11 protein-coding genes and 1 riboswitch are annotated in these 9,879 nt (G+C 55.0%); of the genes, 5 read left to right on the forward strand and 6 right to left on the reverse strand.

Annotated features, from left to right (window positions below):
* Nucleotides 1–1,204 (reverse strand): serine hydroxymethyltransferase (gene glyA, locus Q7T06_RS05165; RefSeq protein WP_304781326.1); only part of this gene is annotated, 1,204 nt, incomplete at its 3' end.
* Nucleotides 1,205–1,367: 163 nt separating this feature from the next.
* Nucleotides 1,368–1,473, reverse strand: a riboswitch (ZMP/ZTP riboswitch).
* Nucleotides 1,474–1,685: 212 nt separating this feature from the next.
* Here glyA and xth point away from each other — a divergent pair.
* A complete protein-coding gene (xth, locus tag Q7T06_RS05170) occupies nt 1,686–2,450 on the forward strand; it encodes an exodeoxyribonuclease III (protein ID WP_304781331.1) in 765 nt (254 codons plus the stop codon).
* A 120-nt stretch (nt 2,451–2,570) separates the two neighbouring features.
* Here the strand turns inward: xth and Q7T06_RS05175 are convergent, their stop codons facing one another.
* The 5 genes from Q7T06_RS05175 to Q7T06_RS05195 all read right to left on the reverse strand — a co-directional run bounded on the left by Q7T06_RS05175 (nt 2,571) and on the right by Q7T06_RS05195 (nt 6,149).
* A complete protein-coding gene (locus Q7T06_RS05175; RefSeq protein WP_304781335.1) occupies nt 2,571–3,548 on the reverse strand; it encodes a tripartite tricarboxylate transporter substrate binding protein in 978 nt (325 codons plus the stop codon).
* Nucleotides 3,549–3,770: 222 nt separating this feature from the next.
* On the reverse strand, nt 3,771–4,115 hold the full coding sequence (locus tag Q7T06_RS05180; protein WP_304781337.1) for a DUF6572 domain-containing protein: 345 nt from the start codon (nt 4,113–4,115) through the stop codon (nt 3,771–3,773).
* Between the two features lie 71 nt (nt 4,116–4,186).
* Nucleotides 4,187–4,441, reverse strand: coding sequence for a hypothetical protein (locus tag Q7T06_RS05185; protein WP_304781340.1), 255 nt, complete (start codon nt 4,439–4,441; stop codon nt 4,187–4,189).
* 43 nt (nt 4,442–4,484) lie between these two features.
* Nucleotides 4,485–5,141: a class I SAM-dependent methyltransferase gene (locus Q7T06_RS05190; protein ID WP_304781343.1), complete on the reverse strand. Its 657-nt coding sequence runs from the start codon at nt 5,139–5,141 to the stop codon at nt 4,485–4,487.
* A gap of 66 nt (nt 5,142–5,207) precedes the next feature.
* Nucleotides 5,208–6,149 carry a CysB family HTH-type transcriptional regulator gene (locus Q7T06_RS05195; protein WP_304781346.1) on the reverse strand — a complete coding sequence of 314 codons (942 nt, stop codon included), beginning with the start codon at nt 6,147–6,149 and terminating at the stop codon, nt 5,208–5,210.
* A gap of 149 nt (nt 6,150–6,298) precedes the next feature.
* Here Q7T06_RS05195 and Q7T06_RS05200 point away from each other — a divergent pair, with 149 nt between their 5' ends.
* From Q7T06_RS05200 to Q7T06_RS05215, 4 genes are all read left to right on the forward strand, one after another.
* Complete coding sequence (locus Q7T06_RS05200) at nt 6,299–7,072, forward strand: sulfite exporter TauE/SafE family protein (RefSeq protein WP_304781348.1); 774 nt, start codon at nt 6,299–6,301, stop codon at nt 7,070–7,072.
* 10 nt (nt 7,073–7,082) lie between these two features.
* Complete coding sequence (locus Q7T06_RS05205) at nt 7,083–8,777, forward strand: nitrite/sulfite reductase (RefSeq protein ID WP_304781351.1); 1,695 nt, start codon at nt 7,083–7,085, stop codon at nt 8,775–8,777.
* Nucleotides 8,770–9,309, forward strand: coding sequence for a DUF934 domain-containing protein (locus tag Q7T06_RS05210; protein ID WP_304781354.1), 540 nt, complete (start codon nt 8,770–8,772; stop codon nt 9,307–9,309). Before Q7T06_RS05205 ends, Q7T06_RS05210 begins: the two co-directional genes overlap by 8 nt.
* Nucleotides 9,306–9,879, forward strand: a 574-nt coding sequence (locus Q7T06_RS05215) for a phosphoadenylyl-sulfate reductase (protein WP_304781357.1), incomplete at its 3' end; no start/stop codon positions are given. The genes Q7T06_RS05210 and Q7T06_RS05215, both read left to right, overlap by 4 nt.

Genomic DNA, 9,879 nt, shown 5'->3' on the forward strand with positions numbered 1-9,879 from the left:
CCGCTTTCACGCGTTCGATCGTCGCTGCATCGTGCGGATTGTCCAGCACATCGGCGATCAGGTTGCCGACCTGGATGGCTTCGGCTTCCTTGAAGCCGCGTGTCGTCATCGCCGGGCTGCCGAGACGAATGCCGGATGCAATGAATGGCTTTTCCGGATCGTTGGGGATGCCGTTCTTGTTGCAGGTGATATGCGCGGAACCGAGCAGGGCTTCGGCATCCTTGCCAGTGATTTTCTTGGCGCGCAAATCGACCAGCATCACGTGCGATTCGGTACGGCCGGAGACGATGCGCAAACCGCGCGCGATCAGCGTCCTGGCCAATGCATCGGCGTTCTTGACGACCTGCTGCTGGTACGTTTTGAATTCCGGCTGCAATGCTTCCTTGAATGCCACTGCCTTGCCGGCAATCACATGCATCAGCGGGCCGCCCTGGATGCCGGGAAAAATCGCAGAATTGATGATTTTTTCATGCTCGGCCTTCATCAGGATGAAGCCGCCGCGCGGGCCGCGCAGGGATTTGTGCGTAGTCGATGTGACGAAATCGGCGTATGGCACCGGATTAGGATATTCGCCGGCAGCGATCAGACCGGCGTAATGCGCCATGTCGACCATGAAGTAGGCGCCGATTTCTTTCGCGACTTTTGCAAAGCGCTCGAAGTCGATACGCAGCGCATAGGCAGAAGCGCCAGCGATGATCATCTTCGGTTTGTGTTCACGCGCCAGACGTTCCATCTGTTCGTAATCGATTTCTTCCTTGTCGTTCAAGCCGTAGGAAACGACATTGAACCATTTGCCCGACATGTTCAATGCCATGCCGTGCGTCAAGTGACCGCCTTCAGCCAGCGACATGCCCATGATCGTGTCGCCCGGCTTGAGGACGGCAAAGAACACCCCCTGGTTGGCTTGCGAGCCGGAGTTCGGTTGCACGTTGGCGGCTTCTGCGCCGAACAGTTTCTTGAGGCGATCGATCGCCAGCGTTTCGACGATATCGACGAATTCGCAACCGCCGTAGTAGCGCTTGCCCGGATAACCTTCGGCGTACTTGTTCGTCAGTTGCGAACCTTGCGCTTCCATGACGGCAGGCGAGGTGTAATTTTCCGACGCGATCAACTCGATATGTTCTTGCTGACGGTTATTTTCCAGCTGGATCGCCGACCACAATTCCGTATCTGTTTTTGCGAGGGTCTGGTCTTTTGAAAACATGAATCACTCCTATCGTTCAAAAAAATGGACAGGCAGCCATTAAGGAATGTACTGGCGCACGTCGGATAAATATCCATGCACTCCATCACACTGCGTAACAACGACCTGGGATCAAATAAGGAGGGCCAAAATCAACACGCAGGCAGCCTTATCTACTATCCATTCGGGCTACCCAGGCGCACGGCAATGAAATCTCACGCTTCACGGTGGATAGACCCACCTTACGACGCGATTGCTATCGGTCGGATTCGCCAGTTACGTGAGACGAAATGGTGCCTGAATTTTACGGCAAGTGCCTGTTTTGGGCAAGCGCCCCCTCCCTTGGCAAACGGCACCGATGTCAGCCAGATTGCCGGAATGGCGCCGGCAATGGCGGCATGACTGATACAATTTCGCTATCCCGATACGGCCTTGCCTGACGGCGGCCTCATCGCCGGCAATCCCTATCCATCACGGCTCCCTACACGCAAAGACTACATAGATGAAACTCGCCACCTGGAACGTCAATTCGCTCAAAGTCCGCCTGCCGCAAGTGCTGCAATGGCTGGACGAAAATCCGGTTGATGTGCTGTGTCTGCAGGAAACCAAAACCGTGGATGAAAAATTCCCGGTCGCGGAAATCGAAACCGCCGGTTACCAGATTGCCTACAGCGGCCAAAAGACTTACAACGGCGTGGCTATCCTGTCGCGCCATCCTATGGTTGATGTCGTCAAGAACAATCCGCAATTTGAAGATGCGCAACAGCGCATCATCGCGGCCACGATAGAAGGCGTGCGCGTGGTGTGCGCCTACATTCCGAATGGCCAGTCGCCAGACTCGGATAAATATCTCTATAAATTGAACTGGCTCAAGGCCTTGCATGCCTGGCTGAAGCAGGAATGCGAAATCCATCCCAGTCTGGCGCTGCTGGGCGACTACAACATCGCGCCGGAAGATCGCGATGTGCACGATCCGGCGGCATGGGCCGGGCAAGTGCTGGTGTCCGAGCCGGAACGCGCCGCCTTCCAGAGCTTGCTCGACTTGAACCTGAAGGATGCGTTCCGCCTGTTCGAGCAACCGCAAAAACTCTATAGCTGGTGGGATTATCGGCAGATGGCATTTCGCCGCAACATGGGCATGCGCATAGACCACATCCTGTTGTCGCCGCCGCTGGCCGCGCGCTGCAGCGCCTGCGTGATCGACAAGCTGCCGCGCAAATGGGAACAGCCTTCCGACCACACGCCAGTGATTGCAACCATCGATTAAAGCACGCAGCGGCAGACGCACAGATGTAAAAAAGCCCCGCTTTACAGCGGGACTTTTCAATTGATCACAGTATCGTCACAGCAGCGTCAGGCTGCGTTGCGACGAACCTGAATTGTCATATCAGTCTACCGTTGCGCCACTTTCTTTCACGACCTTGGCCCATTTCACCGATTCGTCTTTCACGAATGCGGCAAAGTTTTCCGGTGTATCGCCGACATAGTCAGAACCGGTATCGGCCAGGATTTTCTGGAAATCAGCTTCTTTCATGATTTTCAGTGTTTCGGCATTCAGCTTGTTGATGATCGCCTTAGGCGTGTGCGCTGGAGCAAAGAAACCGTACCAGGCGTATGAAACCAGGCCTGGATAACCGGACTCGGCAAAAGTCGGCACATTAGGCAGCAAGCTCGAACGCTTGGCGCCAGATACCGCTATGACCTTGACCTTGCCGCTTTTGATATGCGGCATGATCGCGATCATGCTGTCGAACATCACTGGCACGTGGCCGCCCAGCAAATCGGAAATCGCTGGCGCCGAACCCTTGTAAGGAACGTGGGTGACTTCCAGCTTGGTGATGCTCTTGAACAGCTCACCCGTCATGTGTTGCGGCGTGCCGTTACCAGCCGATGCGTAAGAGAACTGTGGCTGCGTCTTGATGTAGGCAATCAATTCTTTCAGATTGTTGGCAGGCACGGATGGATGTGCGACCAGCACCAGCGGTACGCGCAGCAGATTCGTGATCGGCGTCAGCTCTTTCGATGGATCAAACGCCATTTTCTTGTACAGGCTGGGATTGATCACGATAGGCGCACTCGATGTGATCAACAGGGTTTTGCCGTCTGCCGGTGCTCTTGCAACGGCTGCACTACCGATGTTGCCACCGCCACCGCCGCGATTATCGATCACGAAAGGTTGACCCAGCGTTTCCGTCAGGCGCTTGGCGATAGGACGTGCAGCGATATCGGATGGGCCGCCTGGTGGCCAAGGCACGACCACGGTGATCGTGGAGTTAGGCCAGGTTTGCGTCTGTGCACTGACAGAAAAACTGGCTGCTGCGAATGCGCAAAAAAGTAATTTTTTGCCGCGGGATAGTTGTCTCATGTTGCAATCCTTATTAAAAGTAATCGCGCTTCAGCTAGACTGGGTGGCTGCACAATACAAGCTACCGACGACATGCTGAATCGCGAAGGACAAGGCGACGGATGTTACGCCTCGGAAAAAGAAGAATACCGCATCTGGCCGGATGATACTAAGCAAATGCTTACTGCTTGCTTACACACTTCATTACACACCTGATTACGCACTTAAAATTACACACTCAATTTATACCGCCGCATCACTCGCATAATCGGTACCCAAGGGACCGAAGGTCAAGGCATACGCTGCGTCTTCCAGCACACTCTGCGCTTCTGCCAGGAACTGCTTTGCCTGCGCATCCGGTTCATAAATGAATTGCACATGTATGGCAAAGTCCAGGCCGCGCGAATCCGGATAGGCGATATAAATTTCGCCGCTCTCGATGAATTGCAGGCTGTTATTGATCTTGGATTGCACATCCTCAAGATGGTCTACGTCCCAGGACAAGGGGTCAATGATATTCAGTGTGCAAATGCCGAATGCCTGATCGATGACTATGCTATCGATGAGATTGAGTCGTTCAACGGTCATGGTTTCAAATGTGTTCGTATTTAATTGGATGCCTGCTTCAGGCAGTGCGCTATTTTGTTGCAACTGCGCGGCTATTTCTTGACCAGCTGCTTTTCAAAGGCGATATCGGATTTGGTTTGCCGTCTTGGCTTTTGCGGACCGTAAGCCTTGACGAAGCTGACAAAGTCATCCAGCGGCAGCTGCTCGCTCAGGATGACCGGTGCGCCTTCGCCCGAATTGTCGACCAGATAAAACGCTCCACCGGCAGTGCGCACCATCGCATAAGCGTCATTGCCGCTGCGTTCTTTCAGCCGTTCGACGGCAGAAGTGGCCCGGGTTGATCTCACACTATGCTCCTGTAGTGAATCCAGTAATGAATAGGGGCGTGACTCATCGCAGGCGCGCCGTCAGCATCCAGTAATGCTCAAACCTGTGGACCCGCATATCGGTCAGCAAGGGGCTCAGGCGTTTGCGCAGGGCGCTGTCCGTATGGTAATTCTTGACGATTTCATAGCGCTCGCCATTCGGCAATGCATGGATCTGGTAAGTATTGCCTTCCAGGTCGGTACGCGCAATCACGGTTTTTTCAGTTTCGACATGCGAATTGTCGACCAGCACCAGCAAGCCATCCTTGCCTATGATCTTGCGCAGGCGCCCGATGACAGCGGCCTGGTCCTGGCGCTTGACGTGCGACCACCAGAAGCCGGCAAAGCAGGCGGTAAACTCGCCCTGCACTTGCGGATCCATCGCATCGGTGACGGCGAACTGCACTATATCTTCCGGCAATTCCCGCGCCTTGGCCTGTTCTATCAACTGCGGATTGATGTCGGTCGCGAGGACGAACTCTGCATATTCCTGCAACTCGTCGGTCCAGTAACCGTCGCCGCAGGCAAGTTCCAGCACGCGCTGCCCGCTCATCAGCTTGCGCAGATGATCCATGATTTCATCAAGATCATCCATCGCCTCCGGGTTTTCCACATCTTCTTCATCGAAATTGTTGCGCAGCGCGTAATACGCTGCCATATCGGTATTGACCGGTTTCATCATTCTTTTACTTCTTCCAAATAAGATCGTTAATTTCCAACTGCTTTAAAGCGCGTACTACAGCCACTGCTACAGCTCGTACATATCCTTTTCACCACTTAACACTTGTTCTACCAGTTTGCGGTTGAGCGTAGGCGCCAGCAATTCTATGAAGGTAAACACATAGCTGCGCAAGTAGGCGCCCTGCTTCAAGGCGATACGCGACACATTGGTGCCGAACAGATGGCCGGCGGATATCGCGCGCAAATTCTTGTCGCGCTCGGCGTCGAACGCCATCCCCGCGATAATGCCTACGCCCAGGCCCAACTCCACATAGGTCTTGATCACATCCGCATCTATCGCCTCCAGCACGATATCCGGCTTCAAGCTGCGCAGCTTGAATGCGTGATCTATCTTGCTACGCCCGGTAAATGCATTGTCGTAAGTAATAATAGGATAGGTCGCCAGTTCTTCCAGCGTAATCGATTTCGATTTCAGCAAGGGATGATCGAGCGGCACCACTACTTGATGTTCCCATTGATAGCATGGCAATGAAATCAAGCCATCTATGCTGGCGATCGATTCCGTTGCAATCCCCAGATCGGCCTGATCCAGCAACACCATCTCGGCCACCTGCTTCGGATTGCCTTGCAATAAAGACAAGCGCACTTTCGGAAACTTTTGCGTAAACGCCTGCACCACTTTCGGCAGTGAATAACGCGCCTGCGTATGCGTGGTTGCGATGGTAAAGCTGCCGCTGTCGTGCGCCGCAAATTCATTGCCTATGCGCTTCAAGCCGTCGATTTCCTGCATGATCAGTTCAACCGACTTCAGCACCGCACGTCCCGGCTCGGTCAAACCGCGTATGCGCTTGCCGTGACGTGAAAAAATATCGACGCCCAGCTCTTCTTCAAGTTCGATGATGGCCTTGGAAACCCCCGGCTGTGACGTAAACAGCGCCTTGGCGGCTTCCGTCAAATTGAAGTTTTGCCGAACCGCTTCCCGTACGAAGCGAAGTTGATGGAGATTCATGCCTTCCCTTCATGGTTTTAGACTGAAATCGCGTTTCAGTCATTTTTCATTATTGCTTATATCAAAAATGCATATAAGCAAATAATTACTAAGTAGTTTGGAATAAGGCTCAAGTTTATTACTATTCGCCCTACTTTGCGCGAGGTCTTATGTCTGTTTCTTATATGGTGTCAGGATTTGCAGTCGGTGTACTCGTCGGTTTGACCGGCGTGGGCGGCGGCTCACTGATGACGCCCTTGCTGACCCTGTTGTTCGGCATCTCCCCTACGGTGGCGGTAGGCACCGACCTCGCCTTTGCCTCGGTCACCAAGGTGGCGGGCACGTTTGCGCACCGCTATCGCGGCAATGTGCACTGGCATATCGTCAAGCAATTGTGCCTGGGCGCCTTGCCTGCCGCGGTCTTGACCACGCTGGCCTTGAAGTATTTTGGCGGACTGGGCACGGAAACCGGGCAGATTATCCGTTATTCGATCGCCGGCTCGGTCATGTTGACAGTGATCGCACTGATATTCAGAACCCGCCTGCAAAACTGGATGAGTGCGCATCCGAGCCGCCAGTTTCATGGAAAAAAACTGGTCGCCGCGACGATAGTTTCCGGTGCAATTCTTGGTACATTGGTTACAATCTCGTCTATTGGCGCCGGTGCGATAGGCGCCACCATACTGGTTTTACTGTATCCCCGCCTGACACCGGCTGAAATTGCCGGTACCGACATTGCCTACGCAGTACCTTTGACCGCGATTGCGGCGCTAGGTCACTGGTGGCTAGGATCGATCAATTGGGAGTTGCTGGCCATGCTGTTGCTGGGTTCCGTACCCGGCATCACGCTGGGATCGCTGGCGTCGCGGGCCATACCGGAAAAAATATTGCGTGTTCTGTTGGCGACCACGCTGACCACCGTCGCCGTAAAGTTGGTTTTTTAAGGAATACAAGATGTATCGCTACGATCAATACGACCATCAAATCGTCAAGGAACGTATCGCGCAATATCGCGATCAGGTTCGCCGCCGCCTGTCAGGCGAATTGACGGAAGATGAATTCCGTATCCTGCGCCTGCAAAACGGCTTGTACATGCAGCGCCACGCCTACATGCTGCGCATCGCCGTGCCATATGGCTTGCTGTCGTCGACACAGGTACGCATGTTTGGCCACATCGCCCGCAAGTACGATCGCGGCTACGGCCATTTCACCACGCGCCAGAATCTGCAGTTCAACTGGATTAACCTGGAAGAAACGCCGGATATTCTGGCCGAGCTGGCATCGGTGGAAATGCATGCGATCCAGACGTCAGGCAATTGCATACGCAATACCACTTCGGATGAATTCGCCGGCGTAGCCGCAGATGAAATCATCGATCCGCGTCCATATGCTGAAATCATCCGCGAATGGAGCACCTTCCATCCAGAATTTGCCTACCTGCCGCGCAAATTCAAGATTGCAATCAACGGTGCGGTGGAAGACCGCGCCGCCACTGCCGTGCATGACATCGGCCTGCATGTAATCAAGAATGAACAGGGCGAAATCGGCTTCCGCATCCTGGTCGGTGGCGGCATGGGCCGCACCCCTATCCTCGGCAGCGAAATCCGCGACTTCCTGCCATGGCAGCATGCGATGACGTATATGGAAGCGATCCTGCGTGTCTACAATCAGTACGGTCGGCGCGACAATATCTACAAGGCGCGCATCAAGATACTGGTCAAGGCGATCGGCATAGAAGAATTCCGCCGCCAGGTCGAAGCAGAATGGCTGGACATCAAGGATGGTCCGGGCACCCTGACCGTCGAGGAGCTGGCGCGCGTTTCAGCCTTCTTCACGATGCCTGCGTATGCAAGCCTGCCTGCCACCGATGCGGCCTTCGAGCAGGCAAAAACGGAAAACAAGGCATTCAGCAACTGGCTGGCACGCAACGTCAAACCGCACAAGGTTCCAGGCTATGCAGCAGTCGTGCTGTCGCTGAAAAAAACCGGCGTGCCGCCTGGCGACGCGACTGCTGAACAGCTGGACTTCATGGCCGACCTGGCAGACCGCTACAGCTTCAGCGAATTGCGCGTCACGCATGAACAGAATGTGGTGCTGGCGGATGTAAAAATATCCGATCTGTACACCGTCTGGCAGGAAGCCAAGGCGCATGGGCTGGCGACACCGAATATCGGCTTGCTGACCGACATCATCTGCTGCCCGGGCGGCGATTTCTGCTCGCTGGCCAATGCCAAATCGATCCCGATTGCAGAAGCGATTGCAGAACGTTTCGACAATCTCGATTTCCAGCACGACATCGGCGATATCGAATTGAATATCTCCGGCTGCATCAATGCCTGCGGCCATCATCACGTCGGCAATATCGGCATACTGGGGGTCGATAAGGATGGCGCCGAGTGGTACCAGGTATCGATAGGCGGCGCCCAAGGCAATGAGAGTTCGATCGGCAAGATCATAGGCCCGTCATTTTCGGCGCACCAGATGCCGACCGTGATTGAACGCGTGTTGCAGGTGTATGTACGCGACCGGATAGAGGATGAGCGTTTCATCGACACCGCACGCCGCATAGGCGTCACGCCATTCAAGGAACATGTGTACGCGACCCCCATCAAGGCCGCGCATGCTGCAGGAGAAGATGCATATGCTTAACATCATCAAGGATAAAGCTGTCGTCGGCACAGACGACTGGACATTGCTGCGCCTGAATCAGGATGGCGTCGAAGGCGAAACGCCGGCAGCCATTGCAGTCCCGGCCGGCAAGGTCATCGTGCCGCTGGCAGTATGGCAGGCACAGCACGCCACGCTGCAAACGCGCAAGGATGTAGGCGTGTGGCTGGCCAGCGATGAACGGCCGGAAGCATTGAAGGATGATGCCGCAAACCTGCCTTTGATCGCCATCGATTTCCCGAAATTCGGCGATGGCCGCGGTTACTCTATCGCCTACAACCTGCGCATGCGCTATGACTACACTGGCGAATTGCGCGCGATCGGCGATGTGCTGCGGGATCAATTGTTTTACATGCAGCGCGTCGGCTTCAATTCGTTTGCGGTGCGCGCTGATCGCGATGTCAACGATGCCTTGAAGGGCTTGAGCGATTTTTCGGAAAGCTATCAGCAATCGTGGGACAAGAAGACGCCGCTGTTTCGCCGCGTCGACCGCCAGGCAGTCGCACCGAAATGAACGAAGCAGACTTCAACGCGCTGGTCGCGGCCACCAAGGCAACCCTGCAACGCGTGGCGGATCAGTTTGCGCCGGCAGTCTTCGCGTCCAGCCTCGCGGCCGAAGACATGGTGCTGACCGACATGATCCTGCGCGCCGGCCTGCCGATCGCCATCTTCACGCTGGAAACCGGCCGCCTGCATGCAGAGACTCTGGCCGTGCTGGACCGCATCAAGGAAACCTACGATTACGACGTCACGCCTTACCGTCCGCAAGCGGAAGCCGTCGAAGCCTACGTCAAGCAAAACGGCTTGAATGCGTTTTACGACAGCGTCGAAATGCGCAAGGAATGCTGCCGCATCCGCAAGGTCGAGCCGTTGAACCGTGCGCTGGCAGGCAAGCGTGCCTGGGTCACCGGCCAGCGCCGCGCGCAATCGACGACGCGTGCCGAACTCGACGTGCAGGAGCAGGATGAAGCGCACGGCATGATCAAGTTCAATCCGCTGGCCGACTGGTCGGAAGAAGATGTATGGCATTACATCCGCAGCAATAACGTGCCCTACAACGCCTTGCATGACAAGGGTTACCCAT

Source organism: Herminiimonas sp., from assembly GCF_030645555.1.
Classification (GTDB): domain Bacteria; phylum Pseudomonadota; class Gammaproteobacteria; order Burkholderiales; family Burkholderiaceae_D; genus Oxalicibacterium.